At 58.3% G+C, this 26,328-nt stretch carries 23 protein-coding genes and 1 pseudogene; 9 read left to right on the forward strand and 15 right to left on the reverse strand.

Going from position 1 to position 26,328, the window contains the following annotated elements; translation table 11 throughout:
- Positions 1 to 85 precede the first annotated feature (85 nt).
- Positions 86 to 946 (forward strand): shikimate dehydrogenase, encoded by an 861-nt coding sequence (gene aroE / locus HK24_RS07760; RefSeq protein ID WP_086634003.1) that lies wholly within the window; start codon positions 86 to 88, stop codon positions 944 to 946.
- 50 nt (positions 947 to 996) lie between these two features.
- Here aroE and HK24_RS07765 read toward each other — a convergent pair whose 3' ends face one another.
- The 4 genes from HK24_RS07765 to HK24_RS07780 all read right to left on the reverse strand — a co-directional run bounded on the left by HK24_RS07765 (position 997) and on the right by HK24_RS07780 (position 5,229).
- Entirely contained in the window at positions 997 to 1,917 is a 921-nt protein-coding gene (locus tag HK24_RS07765) for an ABC transporter permease (RefSeq protein WP_086634004.1), read from the reverse strand.
- Positions 1,914 to 2,789, reverse strand: a complete 876-nt coding sequence (locus HK24_RS07770) for an ABC transporter ATP-binding protein (RefSeq protein WP_086634005.1) — start codon at positions 2,787 to 2,789, stop codon at positions 1,914 to 1,916. The genes HK24_RS07765 and HK24_RS07770 overlap by 4 nt, the downstream gene beginning before the upstream one ends.
- A complete protein-coding gene (locus tag HK24_RS07775) occupies positions 2,786 to 3,145 on the reverse strand; it encodes a GntR family transcriptional regulator (RefSeq protein ID WP_080951414.1) in 360 nt (119 codons plus the stop codon). The genes HK24_RS07770 and HK24_RS07775 overlap by 4 nt, the downstream gene beginning before the upstream one ends.
- 743 nt (positions 3,146 to 3,888) lie before the next feature.
- Positions 3,889 to 5,229 carry an RsmB/NOP family class I SAM-dependent RNA methyltransferase gene (locus HK24_RS07780; RefSeq protein WP_086634006.1) on the reverse strand — a complete coding sequence of 447 codons (1,341 nt, stop codon included), beginning with the start codon at positions 5,227 to 5,229 and terminating at the stop codon, positions 3,889 to 3,891.
- A gap of 21 nt (positions 5,230 to 5,250) precedes the next feature.
- Here HK24_RS07780 and HK24_RS07785 point away from each other — a divergent pair, with 21 nt between their 5' ends.
- The 7 genes from HK24_RS07785 (at position 5,251) to HK24_RS07815 (ending at position 12,286) form a co-directional block, all read left to right on the forward strand.
- Positions 5,251 to 5,985, forward strand: coding sequence for a YggS family pyridoxal phosphate-dependent enzyme (locus HK24_RS07785; RefSeq protein ID WP_086634007.1), 735 nt, complete (start codon positions 5,251 to 5,253; stop codon positions 5,983 to 5,985).
- A 99-nt stretch (positions 5,986 to 6,084) separates the two neighbouring features.
- Complete coding sequence (locus tag HK24_RS07790) at positions 6,085 to 8,112, forward strand: potassium transporter Kup (RefSeq protein WP_086634008.1); 2,028 nt, start codon at positions 6,085 to 6,087, stop codon at positions 8,110 to 8,112.
- Complete coding sequence (gene hemW, locus HK24_RS07795; RefSeq protein WP_086634009.1) at positions 8,109 to 9,260, forward strand: radical SAM family heme chaperone HemW; 1,152 nt, start codon at positions 8,109 to 8,111, stop codon at positions 9,258 to 9,260. The genes HK24_RS07790 and hemW overlap by 4 nt, the downstream gene beginning before the upstream one ends.
- 35 nt (positions 9,261 to 9,295) lie before the next feature.
- Entirely contained in the window at positions 9,296 to 10,378 is a 1,083-nt protein-coding gene (locus HK24_RS07800; protein WP_086634010.1) for a nucleoside hydrolase, read from the forward strand.
- A 28-nt stretch (positions 10,379 to 10,406) separates the two neighbouring features.
- A complete protein-coding gene (locus tag HK24_RS07805; protein WP_046900021.1) occupies positions 10,407 to 10,826 on the forward strand; it encodes a DUF1489 family protein in 420 nt (139 codons plus the stop codon).
- Positions 10,827 to 10,934: 108 nt separating this feature from the next.
- Positions 10,935 to 11,867: a VOC family protein gene (locus HK24_RS07810; protein WP_233126176.1), complete on the forward strand. Its 933-nt coding sequence runs from the start codon at positions 10,935 to 10,937 to the stop codon at positions 11,865 to 11,867.
- Positions 11,864 to 12,286: a hypothetical protein gene (locus tag HK24_RS07815; RefSeq protein WP_086634011.1), complete on the forward strand. Its 423-nt coding sequence runs from the start codon at positions 11,864 to 11,866 to the stop codon at positions 12,284 to 12,286. Before HK24_RS07810 ends, HK24_RS07815 begins: the two co-directional genes overlap by 4 nt.
- Before the next feature lie 8 nt (positions 12,287 to 12,294).
- Here HK24_RS07815 and HK24_RS07820 read toward each other — a convergent pair whose 3' ends face one another.
- The 11 genes and pseudogenes from HK24_RS07820 to rimP form a co-directional block, all read right to left on the reverse strand.
- Complete coding sequence (locus HK24_RS07820; protein WP_086634012.1) at positions 12,295 to 14,304, reverse strand: FUSC family protein; 2,010 nt, start codon at positions 14,302 to 14,304, stop codon at positions 12,295 to 12,297.
- A 1-nt stretch (position 14,305) separates the two neighbouring features.
- A complete protein-coding gene (locus HK24_RS07825; RefSeq protein WP_086634013.1) occupies positions 14,306 to 15,724 on the reverse strand; it encodes a nitronate monooxygenase family protein in 1,419 nt (472 codons plus the stop codon).
- A gap of 64 nt (positions 15,725 to 15,788) precedes the next feature.
- Positions 15,789 to 17,939: a polyribonucleotide nucleotidyltransferase gene (pnp, locus tag HK24_RS07830; RefSeq protein ID WP_064273757.1), complete on the reverse strand. Its 2,151-nt coding sequence runs from the start codon at positions 17,937 to 17,939 to the stop codon at positions 15,789 to 15,791.
- A 193-nt stretch (positions 17,940 to 18,132) separates the two neighbouring features.
- Positions 18,133 to 18,402: a 30S ribosomal protein S15 gene (gene rpsO, locus HK24_RS07835; protein ID WP_007283842.1), complete on the reverse strand. Its 270-nt coding sequence runs from the start codon at positions 18,400 to 18,402 to the stop codon at positions 18,133 to 18,135.
- The gene (truB, locus tag HK24_RS07840; protein WP_086634014.1) at positions 18,362 to 19,363 is read right to left on the reverse strand and encodes a tRNA pseudouridine(55) synthase TruB; all 1,002 of its coding nucleotides are present in this window, start codon (positions 19,361 to 19,363) and stop codon (positions 18,362 to 18,364) included. The genes rpsO and truB overlap by 41 nt, the downstream gene beginning before the upstream one ends.
- Before the next feature lie 100 nt (positions 19,364 to 19,463).
- Positions 19,464 to 19,883: a 30S ribosome-binding factor RbfA gene (gene rbfA, locus HK24_RS07845; protein WP_046900027.1), complete on the reverse strand. Its 420-nt coding sequence runs from the start codon at positions 19,881 to 19,883 to the stop codon at positions 19,464 to 19,466.
- The gene (gene infB, locus HK24_RS07850) at positions 19,880 to 21,757 is read right to left on the reverse strand and encodes a translation initiation factor IF-2 (protein WP_369826521.1); all 1,878 of its coding nucleotides are present in this window, start codon (positions 21,755 to 21,757) and stop codon (positions 19,880 to 19,882) included. The genes rbfA and infB overlap by 4 nt, the downstream gene beginning before the upstream one ends.
- Before the next feature lie 92 nt (positions 21,758 to 21,849).
- Positions 21,850 to 22,666: pseudogene (locus HK24_RS14040) on the reverse strand (translation initiation factor IF-2 associated domain-containing protein); the annotation flags it as partial.
- Positions 22,663 to 23,385: an RNA-binding protein gene (locus HK24_RS07855; RefSeq protein WP_369690487.1), complete on the reverse strand. Its 723-nt coding sequence runs from the start codon at positions 23,383 to 23,385 to the stop codon at positions 22,663 to 22,665. The pseudogene HK24_RS14040 and the gene HK24_RS07855, both read right to left, overlap by 4 nt.
- Positions 23,315 to 24,862, reverse strand: coding sequence for a transcription termination factor NusA (gene nusA, locus HK24_RS07860; protein WP_046900030.1), 1,548 nt, complete (start codon positions 24,860 to 24,862; stop codon positions 23,315 to 23,317). Before nusA ends, HK24_RS07855 begins: the two co-directional genes overlap by 71 nt.
- Before the next feature lie 31 nt (positions 24,863 to 24,893).
- Positions 24,894 to 25,511: a ribosome maturation factor RimP gene (gene rimP, locus HK24_RS07865; protein WP_086634016.1), complete on the reverse strand. Its 618-nt coding sequence runs from the start codon at positions 25,509 to 25,511 to the stop codon at positions 24,894 to 24,896.
- Between the two features lie 203 nt (positions 25,512 to 25,714).
- Between rimP and HK24_RS07870 the strand changes: the two genes are divergently transcribed.
- Positions 25,715 to 26,314, forward strand: a complete 600-nt coding sequence (locus tag HK24_RS07870; protein ID WP_086634017.1) for a hypothetical protein — start codon at positions 25,715 to 25,717, stop codon at positions 26,312 to 26,314.
- Positions 26,315 to 26,328: the final 14 nt, after the last annotated feature.

Raw genomic sequence — 26,328 nt, forward strand, 5'->3', positions numbered from 1 at the left:
ATAGCCTGAACCGCTCAAAGGCGGTTCCAATCTGTTCAGCATGTCTTTCTATGTCAGGGACGCCCCAACACAGGAGAGCCAAGGCATGAGTGACCAGAACTTTCGCAGCATTCTGACAGGATCATTTTCGACACCATGCGCAGACAATCCGACTGTCGCCATGATCGAAGCCGCATACATCCATGAAGGACTGAACGCGCGTTACATCAACTGTGACGTCAAGGCAGACAATCTCGCTGCCGCCGTCAAAGGTGCCAAGGCCATGGAATGGGTCGGGTTCAACTGCTCCCTGCCCCATAAGGTCGCAGTTCTGGAGCATCTCGATGCTTTGGATGAGTCAGCAAAACTGATCGGGGCAGTTAATTGCGTCGCCATCAAAGACGGGCGCCTGACGGGCCATAACACGGACGGCAAGGGGTTTCTGGCTTCTTTGAAGGAAATCACAGATCCAGCTGGAAAACGCGTTCTCCTTCTTGGTGCAGGTGGAGCTGCACGTGCGATTGCCGTTGAACTGGCACTGGCCGGCGTCGCCCATCTCACCATCGTCAATCGTGACGTCAAGAAAGCCGAGACCATTGCTACGCTCGTGCGTGACAACTCAAGCGCAGATGCCGAAGCCAAGCCCTGGGAAGGCGACGTTTCCGTTCCCGAAGGCACAGATATCGTCATCAATGCCACATCCATCGGCCTTGGTGATCCGGAGGCGATTCCTCCTGTGAACATCCAAAGCCTGACCAAAGGGCAGATTGTTGCGGACGTCATTCCCAACCCACCGCAAACACGCTTCCTTCAAGAAGCCCACGCGCAAGGCTGCACAACCCTTGATGGCTTGGGAATGCTGGTCAACCAAGGCCTGATTGGCGTTGAGATCTGGCTGGGCAAAACGCTCGATGGAGACGTGATGGCCCAGACACTGGAAGAAATTTTTGAATCATCCGGAGACTGAACTCCGAAGCCCCTCCGTCTGGAACACAGACGGAGGGTTTTACATTTTGCCTAGATAGGCTCTGCCCGGCGACGCAGCCAGACTGTCAGAACGAGGCAGACCGCCGCCAGCAACACACCCCACCAAAGTGACGGCATCGAAAACAGGGCTAAAAAGTCCAGATGTCCGGTTACGATCTTATCTGTTGGCGTATGCTGTACATCAAACCCATCAGACTGGGTGGCGATGATCTTCATCTGGGCATCGTGGAAACCGGTCCCGGGAAAATGCAAAAAGCGGTCCCATATGATGCCCGTAATATGGTTCGTACGCAGACCAATGGCTTCCACAATATAGAGACCCGCCAGTCCCCCTAAAACCCACACCGCAGGCACCGTTCTGACACTGGCTGAGACCAGGAACAAAACGGCATAAATCGGTAACCACCACAGAGTATTCAGCACGATATAGGCAATATCATCGATTATCAGATGACCTACACTGGCTTGTTCTGCCAGACCCACCGGAGAAATTCCGTATGCCTGTGCAGTCGCGACAATAAGAACGACCGTCGCTACCCAGCTTAAAAACAGCGATAAAAGAGGGCCGATCGCAAGCACAACACTCGCCTTGGCCGCTACGCTCAATCGGTCCGAGACAGGCAGAGACTTCCAGAAAAGCACCGACAGGTCCTTACGTTCATTATAGAACGTACCGAGCGCATAGATGCACCCCACCGTCAGGGCTGCGACATTGGCAATCCCAAACAGCATTTCCGCCGTGATCCTGAACATCAGGATTGGTGGAACACTTTCTGCCGTCCCTTTTATGACCTTGAGGTGGCTCGTGTGCAGCTGCAAGCAGAGAAGAACCAACGGCAGACAAACCATTACCAAGGGGCCGAGTATCAAAAACCGGTTTCCCCAAAGCTCTCGCCTGACAGACCAGACGTATTGCTTCAGCGGCCACGTCATTTTTCCATATTCGCTCATGCCCCTGCCCCTTTCCTGTTCCCACGGTTCTGTCCCATCAGCACCAGAAACAGATCGGCCAGTCGCGGCTGGCGTGTTTCGCCAAGGGTCGCCAGTTCACTGTGCGGCACACCATCGAAAAGCATGATCGGCTGCCCCATGATGAGCCTTTCACTGATCGGCCCCAGATGTCGGGCAGCGTCCGAGGTCTCCGCTCTGGGTTTCAGTTCCACGAAACGCTGCGCCAGATTTTCCATGCTGTCCTGCAACGTGATGCGACCATCCCCGATCAGGATCACATCCGTGAGGATATCCTCGATTTCCTCGACCTGATGGGTCGTCACCAGAATGGTGCGGTCATGGTCGAAATAATCATTAAGAAGCGTGATGTAGAATTCACGACGATACAGCAGGTCCAGCCCCAGCGTCGGCTCATCAAGCACCAGCAGCTTGGCATCAATCGCCATGACCAGCGCCAGATGAAGCTGCGCGACCATACCCTTGGACAAGTCCCGTACTCGGGAACGCTTCTGAATGTCAGTCCGGGAGAGAAAGTGCTCCGCCCGGCTCCGGTCAAACCGTGGGTGAACGCCTTCGACATAGTCCAGAACCTGCCAGACCTTCATCCAGCGCGGCAGCAAAGCCACATCGGCAATGAAGCAGACATCCTGCATCATCGCTTCGCGCTCACGCCAGGGATCACGCCCCAGAACCCTGAGGGAACCTTCATAGGGGACAAGGCCCAGAATGGCATTCAGAGCTGTCGTCTTGCCTGCACCATTTGGTCCGATCAGCCCGACAATCCGGCCTGATGGAATACTGAGGTCAATGCCCAGAACACCTTTGCCGCCGCGATGCACTTTTCGCAGACCCTGTGCTTCAATACAGATCATGCGACATCTCCCTCTTTGAGAAGATCATCCAGGCTGAGACCAAGACGACGGATTGTCCGTAGCGTTTCCGGCCATTGTTCCGTCAGGAATTTCTGACGTTCGCTCTCACCGAGACGCGCCAGCGCACCCTGCGCCACGAACAGTCCAAGACCACGGCGCTTCTCGACCAGCCCTTCATCAGAAAGCTGCTGATACGCCTTCATCACGGTCAAAGGATTCACCTGACATTCGGCTGCAACCTGTCGAACCGACGGGATCGCATCGCCCTCAGCGACAGCACCATCCAGCATCATGCCGACCACCCTGTCCCGGAGCTGCTGATAGATCGGCTGGCTCTCATTCCACGCACCATCCACAACACACCTCCTCAAATCTCTCTACCCGGGACTCCATTTCGTACGCCTCATTTTCGTTCTAGTGATTTAGATAACTATATCACCAAATCGGAAGCAAGGAGATTTCCGCACCAGCCTGCCAGCGACGTATCCAACCGCAGATCAGGTCCTTTCAGGTTTGGACAAAAATAAAGCGCCATCCCCCAAGAGATGACGCTCTAAAAAACCTCAGATCCAGCCATGCTGGCAGATCAGAACATCGCGCGATCTGGAATTGTATTTCCGTACGGTGAAATGTTCTCAATCGTCTGAGAAAATTTTTCATTATTTTTAGAAGAATCCGAGAATCCACCACCAGAACATGCAGACATCAATAGAAACAATGGAATAAATCCCAGAGCAAATACTGGTTTTACTGTCTTGTTTTTTTCGGACCATACTCCTTAAAAAAATTAGAATTAGATATTTTGGATCATGAAAACCTATTTATAAAAAATTTATAAAAGAACTTGGCGCTACAAAAGCGCATGTGCGTTGAAATTATTCTATTTGTTTTCATATCTTTAGAGGAAATATACACACTTTGATAAAGATCCAAAAGGCGCTCCATTTACGCATTTAGGTGCAATTTTGCGGCAAATACTCGCAGGTTGAGCGGGCAACCTTCGCAAGAAAGTATTTTGCACATTATTTCTAAAATATTGGTATTTTCGGAGCGAATGCAAAAAAAAAGCCTGCCTGAAAATCAAGCAGGCTTGTAAGTCTCAAACGCGGATTAATCTGGCGGCAAAGAAGCCGTCCATTCCGCCCCGATCCCACCAGAGACCGGGATGTGTTCGGAAGAATCCTTCCGGCGTCCGGGCAATCGCCATGTCCGCCAGTTCTTCATCCGTGAACGGCACATGCTTCCAGCCCCCGCGTTCAAGCGCGGCTGCGATGCGATCTGGACCCTCTTCATCCTGAAGAGAGCAGACGGCATACATCAGCATGCCACCCGGCTTCAGCATGTCACGCGCTGCGTCAATAAACGCGTCCTGACCTTCCGCCAATGCCGTGACATCACGCGGGCGTTTGATCCACAGCACATCCGGATGACGGCGGAACGTCCCTGTTGCTGAACACGGCGCATCCAGCAGAACCGCATCAACCGGTGCTTTCGGGCGCCATTTCAACCCATCTGCAACAATCGTCTCAGCAGTTGCGCGCATCCGGGTGATGTTCTCACGTAAGCGAACTGCGCGGGACTCTTCCTTTTCGATGGCCGTGACATCTGCGCCGGCAGCAGAAAGCTGAGCCGTCTTGCCTCCTGGGGCCGCACAAAGGTCAATCACCGTCTTCCCGGCGACATCCCCCATAAGCTTTACAGGCATGGCAGCAGCCACATCCTGTGCCCATAACTGCCCCTCTTCGAAGCCTTCCATTGTCGCGATCCGTGTCCCAGCCGGATAACGCACAGTTCCCGTTGGCAGGACATCGCCGCCTTCAGGCGCCGTTGCCCCAGGGCGCAGGCTCAGATCCAGCGGCGCCTCACGATGCAATCCCCGGGAAATGGACCGTGCGCGATGGCCCCACGCGCTCCACAACCACGCCGGAACATCCAGTCTGGCGTCATCGAGCCCTTCCAGAAGATCGCGCCCTTCACGCGCCACACGCCGAAGCACAGCATTCGCCAGCCCAGCGAAAGGCGCCAGACCGCGACGACGCAGCAGGTCAACAATCGTGCCTACCGCGGCATGCGGCGGCGTTTCCAGATGCAACAGCTGCGCCACACCCAGAAGCAACGCACACCGAACAGGCTCGGGTGGTTCACGGCGCAGCATCGGCTGAAGAATTTCAGTCATGCTCCCCATGTACCGCAGCGTTGTTGCCGCCAGACGATGCGCAGAAGCACGATCCCGCGGGTCCATCGGCCCGGCACGGTCCAGCGTCGTTTCGAGCATACGGCGATGTTCAACCACACCGCAGACAATGTCGAAGGCAAGATCACGTGTCGGATCCGGACTGGGGCGGCGCTCCTGTCCCGGCTTCGGACGGCGTCCTCCCTGGCGGGACGCGGACGGGTTCTTCGGACGGCCGGAGCCGCGAGGGGGCGTATTCTGTGTCATTATCGGGCGTTGATCTCTCGCATGCTGCCGAAATCGCATCTTGCGGCGCCGGACGCAATGGAGTCTTCTGCCGCAATGTCCGATCAGATTGCAGAAAATCTCTCCGCCATCCGTAGTCGCATCATTCAGGCATGCGAAACATCAGACCGCCCTGCCACGGATGTGGGCCTCGTTGCCGTTAGCAAATTTCATCCGCAGGATGCCGTGGAAGCGGCCTTGAAGGCCGGTCAGCGCGTCTTTGGTGAGAACCGCGTTCAGGAAGCGGCCTCCAAATTTCCAGCGCTTCGTGAGACCTGGCCAGACCTGCGCCTGCACATCATCGGTGGCCTCCAGACCAACAAGGCCGTAGATGTCTGTCGCATCGCAGATGTGATCGAGACTCTGGATCGTGCAGCCCTTTCTGATGCGCTGGAAAAGGCTGCAGAGAAGACAGGCCGCCTTCCGGAGTTGCTCATTCAGGTCAACACAGGAAACGAGCCACAGAAATCTGGCATCCCCCGCGATGAAGCGGACGCGTTCATCAAGGCCTCAATGCTGCGCTTTGGAGCGAAGGTGCGTGGGTTGATGTGTATCCCGCCAGAAGATGAAGATCCCGCTCCACATTTCCACTTCCTGACACAGCTTGCACAGCGCCACGGGCTCCCCGTGGTATCCATGGGCATGTCGGCCGATTTCGAGACAGCCATTGCCGAAGGCGCCACCCTTGTAAGGGTTGGAAGTGCCATTTTTGGCTCCCGCCCCATGACCGGATCCTAACGCGCACCTTGCATCCCTGTAAGAAATCTTGTCATGAGGGGGAATAGACCACGCTTCGACACATCCCTGTGAGGCGATGGTTTCCTGCGATGCCCGTAAATGGAACCACCGATGCCAGAACACGACGGCGATCACGCTTCCCCTCCTTACCCCGGCGCCGGGGTTCCGGTGGACAGCGGCGAAGTCCTTCAGACCATCGAACAGGCGCACAAAGACGGAAACACTTCTGAACTCGGTGACACAGAGGGCGCCGATGGCCACAAGAAGCCCGGCGGCTTTGGGGCGCTTCTGGCTGTTCTGGGTGTCGTGTATGGCGATATCGGAACGAGCCCGCTTTACGCCCTTCAGTCTTCCGTCGGCATTGTAGGATCTGCCAAGCATCCGGCAGCAGCCTGGGAAGTCATGGGACTGGCCAGCCTGACCTTCTGGGCACTCATGCTGATCGTGACGTTCAAGTACGTCATCCTCATCATGCGGGCAGACCATGACGGTGAAGGCGGCATCATTGCCCTGATGTCCCTCGCCCAGCGCGTCTGCAAATCCCAGAAATTCCGATGGCTATTCGGTCTCGTCGGCATTGCAGGCACCTGTCTTTTCTTCGGGGACAGCATCATTACGCCGGCCGTGTCGGTGCTTTCTGCCGTTGAAGGCATCGAAATCGCCGTTCCCTCTGCCAGCCATGTCATCATCCCGATCGCGATGGTGGTTCTCGTCGCACTCTTTGCGGCGCAGGCCCTCGGAACGGGCAAGATCGGCAAGGCGTTCGGGCCGATTATGGTGCTCTGGTTCACCGTTCTTGCCATTCTCGGTGTCCGCGGGATTCTGCTTTACCCGCACATCCTGCTGGCGCTGTCTCCCACCTTTGCCCTCGAATTCATTGTCCTGCACGGATACCTGTCGTTTATCGCGCTGGGATCTGTCGTGCTGTCCGTGACGGGTGCAGAAGCACTTTATGCTGACATGGGCCATTTTGGCCGGGCCCCGATCCGCAAGGCATGGCTGTTTTTCGTTCTGCCATCCCTCACCCTGAACTATTTCGGCCAGGCGGCTCTGCTGATCCATGATCCGGCAACACTGGCCAACCCGTTCTATCATCTCGGGCCACACTGGGCGCAGATCCCGCTTCTGATCCTTGCCACCTTCGCAACCGTCATTGCGTCTCAGGCAGGTATCTCGGGAAGCTTCTCGCTCTGCCGCCAGCTTATTCAGCTCGGCTACCTGCCCCGCACCCGCATTGTGCACACCAATGCCTCAGAAGAAGCACAGATTTACCTGCCGTCCCTGAACTGGATCCTCGGTTTCGGCGCACTGGTACTGGTTCTGTCTTTCCGGTCCTCCGCTGCACTGGCCGCCGCATACGGCATCGCCGTGACCGGTACGTTCCTGTGCACCTGCGTTCTGGCAATGGTCGTGTTCCGCCGCACCTTCAAGTGGAGTGCCGCTGCCGTCGGCGCCGTGTTCGGACTGTTCTTTGTCGTGGATGCGGTGTTCTTCTCCGCCAACGTCCTGAAGATCCCGGATGGCGGCTGGGTCCCACTCGCCATCGGTATTATCAGCACCATCGTCATGACCACCTGGAAGCGCGGACGTGGCCTGATTGCTGCCAAGCAGCAGGCGGACTCCATGCCCATGGCCTCGTTCCTGGCTCGCCTGCCGCAGTCCCGCACCATCCGCGTGCCAGGTCTTGCGGTCTTCCTGACAGCCAATCCGGACGTGGTCCCGAACTCGCTGCTGCATAATCTGAAGCACAACAAGGTGCTGCATGAGCACGTCATGTTCGTGACAGTGCAGAACCTTGATCAGCCAGAGGCTGAGCGTGGCCACCGCACGATCGTTCAGGAACTGGCCCCGAACATCAATCGCGTGATCGTCCGGTACGGCTTCATGGAAATGCCGAACCTGCCCCGTGCCCTGATGGAACTGAAAGCACTTGGTGTGGCGTTTGATGCCATTCAGGCCTCTTATTTTACGTCTCACGAGCTTGTGGTTCGCTCCCGCGTTCCCAAGATGCAGCTCTGGCGGATGTGGCTGTTCCTGCTTCTCCTGCGTAATGCTGCCTCGACCACGGAATTCTTCCGTATCCCGCCTGATCGCGTGGTGGAGTTTGGCGTCCGGATTGCAATTTGACCGAACCTCTTTCTCTCTACATTCACTGGCCATTCTGTCTGGCGAAGTGCCCTTACTGTGACTTCAACTCCCATGTCCGGGATGAAATTCCGCAGAAGCGCTTCGCCGCAGCCTTGCGTCGTGAACTGGCGCATGACGCGGCCCGTCTGGGCCGCCGTCCACTCCGCTCCATTTTCTTCGGTGGCGGCACACCGTCCCTGATGGCTCCGGAAACGGTCGCAGCTCTTATCGAAGATGCGCACCAGCTTTTTGATGCCGAGCCGGATCTGGAAATTACGCTCGAAGCAAATCCGACCAGCGTCGAAGCCGGAAAATTTGCGGCTTTCCGTCAAGCTGGCGTAAACCGCGTCTCGCTCGGCGTGCAAAGCCTTCGCGACGACGCCCTGAAGATGCTCGGTCGGGAACACTCTTCAGGACAGGCCATTCGTGCTCTCGAAATTGCGCGCACGCTGTTTCCGCGCATTTCGTTTGATCTGATCTACGCCCGCCCCGGCCAGAGCGATGCTGATTGGCAAAATGAACTGTCCACCGCGTTGGATCTGGTGGCGGATCATCTGTCGCTCTATCAGCTCACGATCGAACCCGGCACGAAGTTCGAAGCCCTGCACCGCCGAGGAGAACTGACACTCCCGGATGCCGAAGATGCTGCGCGCCTTTATGATCTCACAGGCGATACGGCCGCAAAGCATGGCCTCCTCCCCTATGAAGTTTCCAACTATGCGCGGCCCGGCGCGGAAAGCCGGCACAATCTGACCTACTGGCGCTACGCCGATTATATCGGCATCGGCCCCGGCGCACATGGTCGCCTGACTTTGGATGGAGAGCTTTACGCAACCCGTCGTCACCGTGCCCCCGAACCCTGGGCGGCCCGCGTTGAAAGAACGGGTTCTGGCAGTACGGACGAAACCCTTCTGTCTTCGGAAGAACGTGGCCGGGAAGCGCTTCTGATGGGACTGCGGTTGTCTGAAGGCATCAATGAAGCCAGATTTGCCGAACGCACGGGTAGACCGATGGAAGATTGCGTCGATCCGTTCATGCTTGAGGCTTGTCTGGAAGAAAACTACCTCACCCGTGACGGCGGAATTCTAAAGGCAACGGGCGAAGGAAGACTTCGTCTTGAAGCATTACTGGCAAGATTGGTCACATGAAGGCATGATCGGGCGTTAATTAACAGGACGAGACCATGCGCCGATCCATTCTCTCTGCCCTCCTTGCTGCCTGCGCTCTGACCGGCATTGCGTCCGCTGCCCCTGTGGCTCCGGGATATTACATTCAGGATAACGACTATCTCGGCCCGGGCGGCTCAGACATCCAGTCCGTCATCCCACTGCTCAACCGCGAAAACGTCAATCTTCTGGCTCTGACCGTGACGATCGGAGACGACTGGGAGAACGCTGAATCCGCACATCTCCGTCGTTTCCTGGAAATTGCAAAGCAGACCCAGATCCCCGTAGCGGATGGCGCTACCATGCCACTCGTCAACACCGTTGCGGCAACGAAGCTTCGTGAAAAGCAGTACGGCACCATTCCCTGGAAGGGCGCATGGGGTGGTCTGGGCTCCATTGACCACACTCCAGAGACACAGCCCGCACTCGGCAAGATGGCCGAAGGCACACCACACATGGCCGTCGATCCGCTCCCCGCGGCGATGGTGCTGATCAAGGCCGTCCATGATCACCCGCACCAGGTCACGATCATCGCGGCAGGTCCTTTGACCAACCTTGCTCTTGCCATCCGTCTGGACCCCACCTTTGCCGCTACGGCCAAGCAGCTTGTATTCATGGGTGGCCTGCTGGACTCCAGCATGATGTCCATCACAGGCAATGCGGACTTTGCCTCAGACTTCAACATGATCGGCGATCCGGAAGCAGCCCACATCACACTGACCGCGCCGTGGGCTGCCATCACATGCGTCGGCAATGTTTCCAACGACGTCATGATGACGCATGAGCTGATGAACCGCATCGCAGAGAAGAAAACGCCGGTCACTGAGTACCTTCAAAAGTTCTACGGCCCGCTTCCGCTATGGGATGAACTGACCTCTGCAATTGCTGTAGAGCCAGATCTGGTTACGAAGTCTGTCGATGCCTATATGGACATCAACACGGCACCCGGCATGGATTACGGACACGCGCATGTCTGGCCGGATGCGACTGCACCCAAGGGCATGGGCCTTCGCAAGGTAAAAATCGTCCAGTCGGTGGATACGAAGCGCTTTATCAACGAGTTCGTCGCCCAGGCTCAGAATGCCATGGGAACACATTGACACCAGACTTTCCGGAAGGGCACCCGACATGCTGAACATCATCAAGCTGGCCGTCGGTTGCCCGACCATCGAAGTGCTGCGTGAGCGCATGCAGCACCCGCGTGTGAACGGTCATGGCGCCGTCCCCACGCGAACAATGCCCAAGCGTGCAGCCGAAGTCCTGGACGGCGGCTCTCTTTATCGCGTGATGGACGGCATGATTCTATGCCGTCAGCCCATCATTGGGCTTGAGGCCTGCCGTCGCCCGGATGGGACGGAAGGAACGCTGATTGTAGTCTCAGACGACATCATCCCCGTTCAGCCCCGCACCATGCGTCCCTTTCAGGGATGGCGATATCTGGATCCGAAAGATGCGCCCCCTGATCTCGGCCAGTCGGCGGGCAGTGATGGGGTTGCTGATCTTCCCCCTCAACTCCGCAGAGAGCTGGCGGAACTCGCTTTAATCTGAAAACGCTCCCTCAAAAGGGCCGATATGGAACAATACAGTCATTCAAGCGTTCAGCCTGAACGCCGAGACTGCATTGCAGGCTCTCTCCTGCCCTGAAGGAGATTTTCCTTGCCTCCGTTCCATTCAATTTCTCGCAAAAGACTGCGTCACGCGTCCCTGTTGCTGGCCGGCAGTCTGTGCCTGGGTGCGGCTCCTGCGCTTCAGGCCGCTGATGCACCTGCGACCGCCAGTGCACCGTCAAAGGCGCAACTCCTGCCGGGCAAAATTGTCTATGCCCAACTCACAACGCCAGACCTCAAAAGCGCCAAGGCTTTCTACGGGTCGCTTCTGGGTTGGACCTTTCAGGACGTTCCCGTCTCAAAAGGACAGTATGCACAGGCGTTGGTTAACGGAGCGCCAGTCGCAGGGCTGGTCGAGCTTCCGCGCATGGCACATCATGGGGACCCGCTTTGGCTCCCGTTTATTTCCGTGTCAGACGTAAAAGCGGCCGCAGAAGCAACGAAAATCTGGGGCGGCCATATTCTCTTCAAACCTCAAATGGTTGAAGGACGGGGTCACGAGACTGTCCTGGCAGATCCGCAGGGTGGCCTGTTCGCCGCACTGCACTCCAGTGCAGGTGATGAACCGGATGTTGAGACGCCCCCCGCTCAGGGAACATGGATCTGGAGCGCCCTGCTGACGAACAATCCCTACGCAGCGGCTGGATTTTACCAGAAGCTGTTTGGATACACGGTCGAAGCAGTTCAGGACGCCAAGCGTGGCACGGCTTATTTGCTGGAATCCCAATCCTTCGCGCGCGCTACAATTAATCCGCTCCCCGCTCGCCTCCCGGAAGGGGCACACGCACGCTGGATGAACTTCGCGCAGGTGGACAGTGTGGATGCTGCGGCCCAGAAAGCCGTAACGCTTGGCGGGACAATTCTCGTACAGCCCCATCCAGACCGGCAGAACACCACCATTGCCATTATCGCCGACCCTGCAGGCGCGGCCTTCGGGCTGATGGAGTGGCATGACCCCAACGCATCGGGGGACGCAAAATGATCAGACGTTTATCTCGCACACTGGCCCTCATGGGCGCCTTTTTCCTCGTCCCGCTTTTGTCAGGCTGCGTTGGTTATGACGGCTACGACGGATATTATGGCGGGGGTGGCTACGGCGGCAGCTACTACAACACTGGCTGGGGCGGCGGTGGCTGGGGCGGCTGGGGACCGGGCTATGCTGTCGGACCGGCCGGAGGCGGCCGCTGGAGAGGTGGATACCGCGGTGGCGGCCGACCTGGGGGTGGCCCACCCCCAGGGAGACCCGGAGGAGGCGGTCGTCCGGGCGGAGGCTTCTCTGGTGGTGGCCGCCCCGGCGGCGGTGGCTTCCATGGCGGAGGCCCGGGCGGCGGAGGAGGCCCTGGAGGGGGCGGACATGGTGGCGGCGGTCACGGTGGCCCCGGTGGTGGTGGACGCCACTGACACCCTGCTCAGGGGCTGGAGAGAACCGGTCCCTGAGCTTCTTCACTGGCAGCGGGGCGATCAGAACGCTTCAGCGCCGCAATACTCGACATGATCTCACCACTCTCAAGCTGCCCCGCAATTTCCGCGAGGGGCTCTCGTGCTTCAAGAGCTTCGGCCTTTTCCTTCCAGAACTGGCCGGTCTGAGGATCAGGCGCACATAAACCGGCAGCCATATCAAACCGAAGCAGCGTGACTTCTCCGCTCAGGCTTCTGAGCGCGCGTAACAAGGCATGCATGCGCTCTGCCCCCGGCCCCACACCAGAAAGCCCACCAAGAAGCGGAAGCGAGCCACGGGCAAACTCCGCCCGTGTGGTGTCAATCCCTGCCTGACGCTGCGTCCGATCTGTAGAAACCGTATCATTGCCATTCAGCACGGCGGACAGATAACGGATGTTCCCCACAATCGCGGCGCGCAACAGACCGTCCATGTCCTGCGTCTGCCGTTGGGGGAAAAGTGCAAAAGCGCAGCCAAGGCCAATCAGGCTGCCAAGCGTATTATCCAGAATACGGAGCCAGGCGACACCATCAGACGGCATCGTCATTTCCGTGACGATAATGAAATGTGCGCTCAGGAACAGGACCAGAAGCGTATAGTTGACCGCGCGCATGGCAATCGCGCCAATCACGAACAACGCAAGCGCAACCATCATTTCGGACGGCCCCGGCAGGAACGGCGTTGCCAAAAGTGCCAGAACCCCCCCGCCGATTGTTCCCAGAACGCGCTCCAGAGCCCGCACCAGAGTTGTCTGGCCGGAGGGCTGGATAACAAGCAGTACGGCCACGAGAGCCCAGAAGCCATAGCTCAGACCAAGCCACTGCGTTGCCAGATAGGTCCCCAGAAGACCAACGACCATGCGGAGGGCATGACGCCAGATCACAGGCGTCAGCCGGGCAACGTGCTTGGGCGCATCCGCGTCAAAAGGGAGCCGGGCTTTCTCAGCCAGACCATCCGCGAGCGTGCCAAGCGTCCGTGCACTGGTCGCCACCAACTCTCCGATCGTGCCAGACCGCACACGAATACGATCAGCTAAACCGAGCGCCTCCCCGGAAAGGCGCTTCAGATCGGGATTCGGCGACAGAGCAGCCTCACTGGCATGCTGACAAAGCGCCGAAAATGCTGCGAGCGTTCCTCGTGCTTCGAAATCCAGTCCGCGCGTTTCAACAAGATGCTCAACAGCAAGCATCGCCGTGAAAAGACGTTCTGCGCCGGCAAGAGAGGCAATCAGGCGCCCACGCATACTGTAACTGGCATGGCCTGCATCAATCTGCAGGGCAACACCCCTCGCCCGCTCAATGGCCGTGCGGATCGTCTGGCGATGAACCGTCTCCTGAAGACGACCTGCGGCCAATTCTCCAGCCATAACGGCAAGAAGCTGATAGCAGCCGCCAACAGCCCGTCGTGCAGGCGCATAGGGATGCTGCGGCCACAGGATCAGGCACAGCACGATCGCCCATGTACCACCGCCACCAAAGGCGAGCGCAATCGTCAGAGCATCGTTGAATGAATGCGCCGGAAACCCGATCCCGGCGAGCATGACGCAGCCCAGCAATGCGCACAGGAGTGCCATACTGGGGACTAAGGCGCGCGCCAGCCCCGCGAACAGGCCCGTCACGATCAGCCAGGGAATGACACCCCAATATGGGAATGTCGCGATCAGGGACGTCACACCGCCCAGTACTGCACCCGCAACAGTAAAGATGCCGAGGATGCGCAACTGCTCCCGCGGTGTGCCACCGGGTTCAATCAGACAGCACCAGAATGCTGCAAAAGCAGCCCAGGCAAAAACAGCCTGATGAAAATAAAGAGCGGGAAGAAGGGCAACAACCGTTGCAAGGGCCGCCCGGACACCCTCAGCAGGAGCAAGTTGCTCCGGGCTGAGGGGAACGGAATGACGGGCCAGAAACTGTGACAGGAAAGTCAGATGACGGGTGCGGTTCAATGAAGCCTGTCGCGCCAGTGGATCACGCACCGTCATGTTATCGTCCTGTCAGAATACGCTCCACGAGCTGACCAACTGTAGGAACAAATCCATTCGCATAGAAAGGATCAGTTCCGAAGCGCCAGGCATTCGTGCCACCAAACATCAGGTTGTGGTCAACCACGTCATCCGCATGCTCATCATTCGGAGCATGCGCAATCGTCTGAAGCGTCTTCTGGATGCAGAAAGACCGCGGATCAGCCTTTTGACCGTTGGTGTAGGGCTCACGCTGCATCCAGTTGGAGAACTTGCATGCCGACAGGCAGCCCATGCAGTTCGTCTGGTCAGCCAGGATTTCACGGGCACTGTCAGGGGTGACAAAAACCAGCGTGTCATCAGGCGTGCGCAGCGCCTCGGTGAAGCCCGCGGCCTCCCAACCTGCGATATGCTGACGGTCGGTTGAGGACACAAACACTTCGCGCTTGCGTGCACCGACGCCGTAAGATGCATCCAGCTCTGCCGTGGCTTCCGGGCTGTACGCAACCTGACGCTCCGAGCGGCCTCGCAGATCATGCATGAAGCTGTTGTTGACAGCAGAGGAATAGAAGCCGGTCGGAGAGAAGCGGTTCAGATAAACATCCCCCTTCTTCAGCGTCAGAAGACGGCGCTTCCAGGCCTCCGGAATCGGGCTCTCCTTCGTCAGCAGAGGGCGCGTTCCGAACTGGAAGGCAATTGGCCCCAGATCCGGGTTACCAATCCAGTCCTGCCAATCTTCCAGAGCCCAGACGCCACCGGCCATGATGATAGGCGTTTCATCCAGACCATACTGACGCATGACCCGACGAAGCTCCAGCACGCGCGGGAACGGATCTTCCGGGTGTAATGGGTTTTCCGTGTTGGAGAGACCATTATGGCCGCCCGCGCGCCACGGATCTTCATACACCACGCCACCCAGCAGTTCCGGAGCCTTGCTGTACGCACGGCGCCAGAGCGCATTGAATGCACGCCCTGAAGATACGATCGGGTAATAGGGAATGCCGTACTTGATCGCGATATCAGACAGGCGATACGGCATGCCTGCACCACAGGTCAGGCCATTGATAACGCCCGGAGCGCCCTCAAGGATACCCTCGATGATTTCTTCGGCGCCGCCCATTTCCCAAAGGATATTGGCATGGAGGCGTCCTTTGCCACCTGAGATCTCACGGGCAATCTTCGCTTGGGCAATACCGCCATCGATGGCGTAGCGGATCAGTTCGCGCTGCCGTTCACGGCGGGTCCGTCCGTGGTAAATCTGGGGAACAGGACGCCCCTGCTCGTCGTAGCTGTCAGCGTTGACGGCGGAAATGGTTCCAATTCCGCCGGCAGCGGCCCAATGACCTGCCGAAGTACCGGTGGAGACAGAAACACCTTTGCCCCCCTCGACGAGAGGCAGAACATCCTGACCACCAAAACGAAGGGTGTCGATCAACTTCATGGGGACTCGATGTCTCCGATACTCACACAAAAAAGGCGGGGCCTTGCGAGCCCCGCCCGAGGACTCACTCGGCGTCGCGACGGGGCGGACGGCCGGCCTTGGCCCCCACGCTCTCCGTGATATCGGCACCAGTTTCCTGATCGACAACCCGCATGGACAGCTTCACCTTGCCGCGGTCATCAAAACCGATGACCTTGACCTTCACGGCGTCGCCCTGCTGGACAACGTCGGACGTCTTGGCAACGCGACCCTGCGTCAGCTCGGAGATGTGCACCAGGCCATCACGCGGCCCAAGGAAGTTCACGAACGCACCGAAGTCGGCCGTCTTCACAACCTTACCATCGTAGATACGGCCGATTTCCGGCTCAGCCACGATGCCTTCAATGCGGGCGATAGCCTTCTGGGCCTGCTCGTCATTGGAAGCAGCGATCGTGATCGTGCCGTCATCCCCGATGTCAACCTTGGCACCGGAATACTCGACGATCTCACGAATGACCTTGCCACCGGAACCGATCACATCGCGGATCTTTTCCTTCGGCACGGACATCGTCGTGATCTTCGGCGCATTGCCGGAGACATCCGTACGGCCTTCCGTCAGAGCCTTGGCCATTTCGCCGAGGATGTGGATACGACCGCCACGAGCCTGCTCCAGGGCAATCTCCATGATTTCCGGCGTGATGGACGTGATCTTGATGTCCATCTGAAGGGCCGTGATGCCCTGTTCCGTACCGGCAACCTTGAAGTCCATGTCACCCAGATGATCTTCATCACCCAGAATGTCGGACAGAACCGCAAAGCCACGATCTTCCTTGATCAGGCCCATTGCAATGCCAGCAACCGGACGCGGCAGCGGAACACCGGCATCCATCAGCGCCAGGGACGTACCGCAGACGGTTGCCATGGATGACGAGCCGTTGCTCTCCGTGATCTCGGAGACGACACGCATCGTGTACGGGAACTGCTCCTTGGACGGCAGCAGCGGATGCAGCGCGCGCCATGCCAGCTTGCCGTGACCAATCTCACGACGGCCCGGGGAACCCATACGACCACACTCGCCCACCGAGTACGGAGGGAAGTTGTAGTGCAGCAGGAAGTTCGAGCGGTACTCGCCTTCGAGCGCATCAATGATCTGCTCGTCCTGGCCCGTGCCAAGCGTTGCAACGACCAGAGCCTGCGTTTCACCACGGGTGAAAAGGGCAGAACCATGGGCACGCGGCAGGATACCGACTTCTGCAAGGATCGGGCGAACCGTCTTCAGGTCACGGCCGTCGATGCGGATACCGGTCTTGAGAATGGTGCCGCGAACGACCTGAGCTTCAAGCTCCTTGAGCATCGGCTTGGCCAGCTCAACGTCGAGACCTTCTTCAGCAAGGATCTCGTTGATGCGGTCCTTGGCTTCAGCAACCTTCTTGTAGCGTGCCTGCTTGACGCGCTCCTTGTAGGCATCGGCCATCAGCTTGTTGCCGACCTTCTCGACGCGCTTGCGAAGAGCAATCTCTTCCTTCGTCAGCGTCGGCAGATCCCACGGAGCCTTGGCTGCGTGTTCGGCCAGAGCGATGATGGCTTCAATCACAGGCTGGAAGGACGTGTGACCCAGGGTCACGGCTTCCAGCATGGTCTCTTCCGAAAGCTCGCTGGCTTCGGACTCAACCATCAGCACGCCTTCAGACGTACCGGCCACAACGAGATCCAGCGTGCTGTCCTTAACTTCGGACAGCGTCGGGTTCACGACGAGCTTGCCATCGATGCGACCAATACGGGCAGCAGCAACCGGACCGAAGAACGGAATACCAGACAGCGTCAAGGCAGCAGAGCAACCGATCAGGGAAACGATCGCCGGATCGTTTTCCATGTCATGGCTCAGAACCGTAGCTGTAACCTGAACTTCATTGCGGAAGTTGTCTGGGAACAGCGGACGGAGCGGACGATCGATCAGACGTGCATTCAGCACTTCTGCTTCAGACGGACGACCTTCGCGCTTGAAGAACCCACCTGGGATCTTGCCAGCGGCGTAAGCCTTTTCCTGATAGTTGACTGTCAGCGGGAAGAAGTCCTGTCCCGGCTTGACGCTCTTGGCACCAACAGCCGTACACAGAACGACCGTGTCACCATAGGTGATCATGACAGCGCCGTCAGCCTGACGGGCAATCTTGCCGGTCTCAAGAATAAGCGGGCGTCCGGCCCACTCGATTTCCTTACGGAAATAATCGAACATATCGTTCTCCTAGATTAGGAACGAGCCATCATCTGGACATCCGGCAGGTGACGGAGCAGCGTTTCGGACGGCATGGCGGTGGTGGCGGGAAGCCCCCGGCACGACACCATGTGGCCTGAAACGCCGGTCGCGCACCCCACCCCCGGAAAGACCGATGGCAGGGGTGTCCGGGGGCAAGCCCCCGGACGACGTATCAGCGACGCAGGCCGAGACGCTCGATCACGCTCTGGTAACGAGCCTGATCCTTGCGCTTCAGATAGTCCAGCATGCTACGACGCTGACCGACCATCATCAGAAGACCACGACGGGAGTGGAAGTCCTTCTTGTGGGTCTTCAGGTGCTCGGTCAGGTTAACAATGCGCTCGGTCAGGATCGCAACCTGAACTTCCGGCGAGCCCGTGTCGGTCTCGTTCTGGCGGTATTCAGCGATCAGAGCCGTGCGGCGTTCTGCAGTAATCGACATCGTGTTCTCCAAAAAACTCGTGGTTTTCCAGCATCCGTGCTGCCCTGAGCCGTCCATCGCGGATCTGACACAGGCCAATCACGTGCTCTCCGATCATCGCACGCCACAGATGGTCTCCCTCCTGTGACACGGCCGGCAGAGAATATGTGAGATCCGAGGGGTCAAGAGACTGGCCCCAGATCAATATTCTTCCCTCCGCTTCGGTAACGGCCAGCGCCGGGATGTCGACCAGCGCGGTCGCTACATCCAGCAGAGGAGCCGGAAGAGCATCGGCGTTGTCCACAGTTTGAGTCGATTTGTCCAGTGCTATCTCGTCAATCGTCATGGCATGGGACAGATCAAACGGCCCGCATTTCGTTCGACGCAGGACGGAAATATGCCCCACAGTTCCGCAGGCAAGAGCGATGTCTCGCGCCAGAGACCGCATATAAACGCCCTTGCCAGACTGTACTTCAAAAACCGCAGTATCTAGATCCGGGCGCTCTACCAGTGTTATCGAATCTATCTGGGCCGGGCGTGGCGGAAGCTCCGGCGGACGGCCCGCACGCGCAAGATCGTAAGCCCGTTTTCCACCAACTCTCAATGCAGAGAACACGGGGGGAATCTGCATTACATCGCCCGTCAAAGCAGGGAGACAGGCGCGTAGATCGTCATCTGTTGGACGATGAACCGACGTCGCAAGAACTTCTCCCTCGCGATCATCGGTTGTGCGGCTTTCCCCCAGAGAAAGGGTAAAGCGGTAACGCTTTGTCGCATCCATAATATAGGGGATTGTTCGCGTGGCCTTGCCAAATGCGATCGGCAGGACGCCCGAGGCCAAGGGGTCGAGCGTGCCGCCATGGCCCGCTTTTTTCGCGTCAAATTCCCAACGCAGTTTATTGACCATGTCCGTAGACGTTGGGCCAAGCGGCTTGTCGAGAATCAGCCATCCGTCAATCTCGCGTCCGCGTTTTCTTGCCACTGGTCCAGCATCCCTCACTCATGATCGGGCGCTGATAGACCAGTCTGACCTGTAAATGCAAAAACACCCCTGACCCGAAGGCCAGAGGTGTTGTGCAAAATCAGTCTTCCAGATCTCGGCTAACTTCCGGTGAACGAAAGAGCTGGTCCAGTTCCATCGCATTATCCAGCGCCGTATCTGGCTGGAAATGAATTTCCGGAACACTCCGCAGTCGAAGCACCTTGGCCAACCCGGAGCGAAGGAAGGGAGAAACCCGCTTTAAAGCGGGAAGAACTTCTTCCACATCACTTCGGCCCAGTCGGGTCACGAACACTGTTGCGTGACCAAAGTCCGGGGAAACCCGCACTTCCGTAACCGTGATGCGGACATCTAGCAGGTCAGGATCACGAAACTCCGTGCGGGCGAAGATGTCCGCCAGTGTCCGGCGAACCTCTTCTGCCACCCGAAGCTGGCGAGTGCTCGGCCCTTGGGCAACAACGCCGGCCGGGCCTTTCAGGTCATTTCTGGAACGTGAGCTCAAGCCGGGATCACTTCCATCTCGTAGCACTCGACGACATCGCCTTCGCGCAGATCATTGTAACCTGCGAAGGAAAGACCGCATTCATACCCACGAGCCACTTCCTTGACGTCATCCTTGAAGCGCTTGAGCTGGCTGAGTTCACCCTGATGGATGACCACGTTCTCACGCAGCAGACGCACGCCACAACCACGCTTGACGAGGCCTTCGGTGACATAGCAACCAGCGACCTTGCCGGTCTTCGTGATGTTGAAGACCTGACGGATCTCTGCATAGCCCAGGAACTTCTCGCGGTGCTTGGGCGCAACCTTGCCCTTCACGAGCTGCTCTACGTCGTCCGCCACCTGGTAGATGATGGAGTAGTAGCGGATATCCACACCTTCACGCTGCGCCAGTTCACGAGCCTGCGTCGTCGCACGAACGTTGAACGCCACGATGATGGCATCAGAAGCCTTGGCGAACTGGATATCGCTTTCCGTGATCTGACCGACGCTGGCGTTCAGGACGCGAATTGCAACTTCTTCATGAGCCAGCTTCTGGACGGTCGTGGAGATTGCTTCCGCAGAACCCTGAACGTCCGCCTTGATAAGAAGGGCAACTTCCTTCTGATCACCGGCCTGAATACGAGCCAGCATCTGGTCAAGTGTGCCACGGGCAGCAACCTGCGTCGCAGCCTGCTTTTCCTTGATGGTACGCTGACGGAATTCGCTGATCTCACGAGCGCGGACGTCGTTTTCAACAACAACGAACGGCTCACCTGCACCCGGAACGCCTGCGATGCCGAGAATTTCGACAGGCATGGATGGGCCAGCGTCCTTGAGCTGACGGCCACGATCATCGAGAACCGCACGAACACGTCCCCACTCTGCACCAGCGACAACAATATCGCCGCGACGCAGTGTGCCCTTCTGAACCAAAACAGAAGCCACTGGGCCACGTCCGCGATCAAGGCGGCTTTCGATCACCGTACCTTCGGCCATACGATCCGGGTTGGCTCTCAGATCAAGCATTTCAGCCTGAAGCAGAATAGCTTCTTCCAGCTTGTCCAGACCCGTACGCTTCAGTGCCGAGACTTCGACATCCTGCGTATCACCGCCCATATCTTCGACCACGATTTCATGGCTCAGAAGTTCCTGACGGACACGGGTTGGGTTGGCGCCAGGCTTGTCCATCTTGTTGATGGCGACAATGATCGGGGCGTTCGAAGCCTTGGCATGCTTAATGGCTTCGATCGTCTGCGGCATGACACCGTCATCAGCCGCAACCACTAGAACGACCACGTCCGTCACGGATGCACCACGAGCACGCATGGACGTAAACGCCTCATGGCCCGGTGTATCGATGAAGGTGATCTTCTTCCCGGAAGGTGCCGTGACCTGATACGCACCGATGTGCTGCGTGATACCGCCGGCTTCGGCGCCAGCCACATCAGCAGAGCGGAGTGCATCCAGAAGAGACGTCTTGCCGTGATCGACATGACCCATAACGGTCACGACCGGAGCACGCGGTGCAAGATCTTCTGGACGATCTTCAACACCCTTGATGCCGATTTCCACATCGCTTTCAGCAACGCGCTTCACACGATGGCCGAACTCTTCGACGATCAGCTCAGCAGTATCGCCGTCGATGCTCTGGGTTGCCGTCGCCATGACGCCCATTTTCATGAGCGACTTGATGACATCACCCTGGCGGGACGCCATACGGTTGGCCAGCTCGGCTACCGTGATGGTTTCCGGAACAATTACGTCACGCACAACGCGCACCTGATCAGAACGAAGACGTTCAAGCTCAGCCTGGCGACGCTCACGATCGCGCTGACGGCGAACTGAAGCCAGCGAACGGGTTTTGCCGTCATCGCCTTCAATCGCTGCGCGCACGTCGATGCGACCGCTACGACGGTCATTGCCGCCCGGGCTTTTACGTGGGGAAGGTTGCGTGGAACGACGCTGGGCCGGACCGCTAGGAGCACCACCGCCACTGCGACGAGCAGGAGCTCGACGCTCTTCTTCACCACCAGCGGCTGCGGCCGGAGAACGCAGATGAAGCGTCTCACCACCGCGTGGCTGTGCCGGCGCAGCAGGTGCAGGACGCGCAGTCTGAACCGGACGCTCCGGCATAATTGCACGCTCTGCGAGAGGACGCAGGCGCTGCACAGGGGCTGCAAGCTGCACGCCACCCGTTGAATGTGTGCGCGGATCAAGCGGAGCAGCACGCTGGGCTTCTTCAGCTTCGCGTTCAGCCTGACGCACAGCGCGCTGGGCTTCTTCTTCCGCGAAGATGCGTGCGTCTTCCGCTGTTTTGATCGCCTGGCGATCACGCTCGATGCGCGCTGCCTCTTCAGCTTCTCTTGCTTCTGCAGCAAGACGCTGTTCTTCCTCAGCACGACGGGCTGCTTCTGCAGCCGACATGATCTGGATCTTTTCGGCTTCGCGGCGTTCAGCCTCTTCAACCGCAGCTTTACGCTGTGCTTCCAGAACGCGCTGACGCGTTGCAAGCTCCGCAGCCGTCAGGGCGCGACCGCCAGCACCAGCACCACGACCACCACGTGCGCCGCCAGCAGCCGAGCCACCCGGACCGGACGCTGCGCGCTTGGGCTTGCGAACTTCAACCTGCACGACCTTTGAACGGCCGTGGCTGAAGCTTTGACGCACGGAGCCAGCGTCGACTGTACGACCGACCTCCTGACGTCCTGCTGGGCGTAGGGACAGGCGGCCAGTCTTGTTCTGTTCGCCGCCCTGTGATGGGGTCTGTGTTCCGTCCTGGTTGCGCTCGTTGCCGTCGCTCATAGTTCCGCCTGTTCCTTACTGACCCCTTTGGGGTCTGGGAGTGGACGTCCTGCCACTCCCGAAAATCTCTCATGTTCGGCGATCAGGCGCTGTGCCAGCGCACCCGGCGCCATCACCGCATAGACCGCCCGGTCCCGGCCGAACGCCGAAGCCAGGACGCGATCGGGAACTGTCACCGCCGGCAGAGATCGCCGGCCCGACACCAGTCTGGAGAACTCGTCCAGGCTTGCACCTTCGGAACGGATCACCACCCCTGCCCTACCGGAAATGAGCCACTCCCGGCATTTCTGAAACCCGCAGACAACCTGCCCCGCTCTTCGGGCCAGACTGACAGCGTCCAACATCCTCTGCCCCAGTGCTGCCTCGACGAGATCCGCCAGACAGTCCGGTACAGACACCTGGGCCTTTGCAGCACGTGCAAAAGCCTGTCGGGTGCGGGGGCTATCTAACACATCCCGGCTGGCACTCAACCACATTCCCCGACCAGGCAGCTTTGCAGCCAGATCTGGCACAACCCGATTATCCGGGCTGACCACGAAACGGATCATGCTTTCAGGCGGCCTCTGCTCTCGGGTCACGAGGCAGCGGCGCTCTGAACCGCGGCGCCCTAAAGCACCGCGAATGGGACCATTATCAGTATCAGAAATATCAGACGTCGGTCGACTCCCCGTCCTTCTTTTCGGCTTCAGCCGATTCGTCACCTTCAAACCAGTGGGCACGGGCTGCCATGATGACTTCATTCGCGGCATCTTCATCCATGGCGTCTGCGCCAAGAATATCCACGAGTTCATCACCTGCCAGATCCGCCAGATCGTCGAGTGTTTTCACACCCTTCTCACCAAGCGTTACCAGCATCTGGTTCGTGAAGACTCCGAGATCGACAACATCGTCCGTCACGCCAAGCTCTTTGCGCTTGTCGTCCAGCTCGTGTTCCTTGCCAGCCAGATACTCGTTTGCACGCAGCATCAGCTCTTCGGCAACACTCTCATCGAAGCCTTCGATGTCATGCAGTTCGCCCGGCTCCGTATAAGCCAGTTCTTCGATGGAGTGGAAGCCCTCTGTAACCAGAAGGCTGGCAATCACATCGTCCACATCCAGAGAGTCAACAAAGAGACCAGTCCGCTTGCGGAACTCTTCCTGACGACGCTCCGATTCCTCGGCCTCCGTCAGAATATCGATGTCCCAGCGGGTCAGCTGGCTGGCCAGACGCACGTTCTGTCCGCGGCGACCGATCGCGAGCGAAAGCTGCTCATCCGGCACCACGACTTCAACACGCCCTGCTTCTTCATCCATCACCACCTTGGTGACTTCAGCAGGTGCCAGCGCATTCACAACAAATGTTGCAGCCTGCGGGCTCCAGGGAATGATGTCGATCTTCTCGCCCTGCAACTCAGCCACAACGGCCTGAACGCGCGAGCCGCGCATACCAACGCACGCACCGACCGGATCAATTGCAGCATCACGGGAAATGACGGCCATCTTGGCGCGGGACCCTGGATCACGGGCAACAGCCTTGATCTCGATGATGCCGTCATAAATTTCCGGCACTTCCTGGGCGAACAGCTTGGCGAGAAATGCCGGGTGCGTGCGGGACAGGAAGATCTGCGGGCCGCGCGGCTCGTCACGTACATCATAGATATACGCGCGAATACGGTCCGAATTTCGGAAAGACTCGCGAGGGATCAGTTCATCACGACGCAGAAGGCCTTCGGCATTGCCGATTTCAACCATCATGTTGCCGTACTCGGTCCGCTTGACGGTACCGTTGACGATCTCGCCTACGCGATCCTTGAATTCATTGAACTGGCGCTTGCGTTCATATTCACGCACGCGCTGCACAATAACCTGCTTGGCCGTCTGCGCTGCAATACGCCCAAAGTCGATCGGCGGCAGTGGATCAACGAGATGTTCGCCAATCTGAATTTCCGGCTGGAACTTACGAGCAATGTGAATGGGGATCTGCGTGTCCTCATTCTCCACCTGCTCGACAGCTTCCGTCCAGCGGCTGAGACGAACTTCGCCCGTCTTGCGGTCGATGGTCGCGCGAATGTCCTTCTCGTGACCATACTTGGCGCGGCCAGCCTTCTGAATGGCCTGCTCCATCGCTTCCAGCACTTCTTCGCGGTCGATGTTCTTCTCGCGCGAGACTGCGTCTGCGACCAGCAGCAGTTCAGGGCGGATAACAGATGTGTCCATCAGATCGGACCTCCAGCCAGCATGAGACGGGTCATTGTTTCTTCTTCCCCGGCTTCTTCGGATTCAGTTTCGGAACGCGAGGCGTCTCGCCGTCACTCTTCGCTTCAGGTGTGATACCCGAAAGGGCAGCACTTGCCTCAATCAGGGCATCCGTCAGGATCAGACGGGCCTTGCGAACTTCTGCCAATGGCAGCTCCGCTTCAGTCCCGTCGTCCAGACGAATCACGCCCTTGCCATCCCGCGTGCCCATCACCGTTCCAGAGAAACGACGACGGCCATTGAGCGGAACATCAAGTTCAGCCTTGGCCAGATGTCCGGCGAATCGTTCCCAGTCCTTTGCACGGGTCAAAGGGCGGTCGATTCCAGCTGATGATACTTCGAGCATCCATGCGCCTGGAATCGGGTCATCCACGTCAAGGATGGCACCGACGGCGTGACTGATCTGCTCGCAGTCCTCCACGGAGATCAGGGAGCCGTTTGCACGGTCCGCCATGATCTGAATGGTCGGGGTGTCGCGCCCGAGAACGGAAAGACGGACGAGCTCGTAGCCCAGGTCCGCCAGCGTCGGCACGATCCGCTCCGCAATGCGGGCTTCAAGGCCCGTCAGATGAGGCAGTTCGAGACCGGAAGATGTGTTCTGTTGAGACAAGACAAAAAAGGCGGCCCGTCAGGGCCACCCCCCGAAAAGAAGCGGAAGATGAATGGAATGACCTCTATCTAGGCCCTCCACCCTCGCAATGCAAGTAGAACGACAGGGATACAGCCCCATAAGCATATCGAAAGATTTGTTTACATTTATCAGTGCGGAGAATGCTTGCCTTGAACGGGTAGTCAGGGTGAGATGAGGCCCTGATGACAGCCGAACCCGAGCCTAAACCCCATCTCCTTCCGCAGCAGGATGCTCCCCGGAGCCGACCTCTCTGGGCGGGAGGTAGTCTTCTGGCCGTGGTCACCATTGGGGCCGGGGCATTTTTCTACACTCATGCCACAACGCCCAAGGCGGCAGTTCCCGCTCCTCCGCCAGACAATGCTGCCGTTGGCACAGCACCGGCGCTTCAGGCGGCGGTCCAGCTTTCCATGCTCTCCGCACAGAATGCCCCTAAAGCGCTTGCTGCCACCAGCTTCAATGCCCAACAGCGAAGCCAGATTTTAGCGGCTGTGCAGCGTGGCGATATGCGCCTTGTGGAAATGCCGGTTCTGGATGCGGCAGGCGTGACAGGACAGACTGTTGATGTCACAGTATCCGGATTGACCCAGCGCGTTGTTCTGACAGGAAAATTCCAGCGGCTCATTCTGCCGATTGCCGAAGCCGCACAGGTTACGATTGATCCTGTCACAATGCCGCACGCACCCGCTCTTACCATTGGTGCCATGACCGCCCTCGGCCCCGAAGCCCTGCCAAGCCTGACTGCGCTGAGTCAGCGTATCGTGCTTGGCGTGATTGTTCAGTAAAGGCCACCCCGGTG

The organism is Gluconobacter sp. DsW_058 (assembly GCF_002153615.1).
Lineage (GTDB): Bacteria > Pseudomonadota > Alphaproteobacteria > Acetobacterales > Acetobacteraceae > Gluconobacter > Gluconobacter cerinus.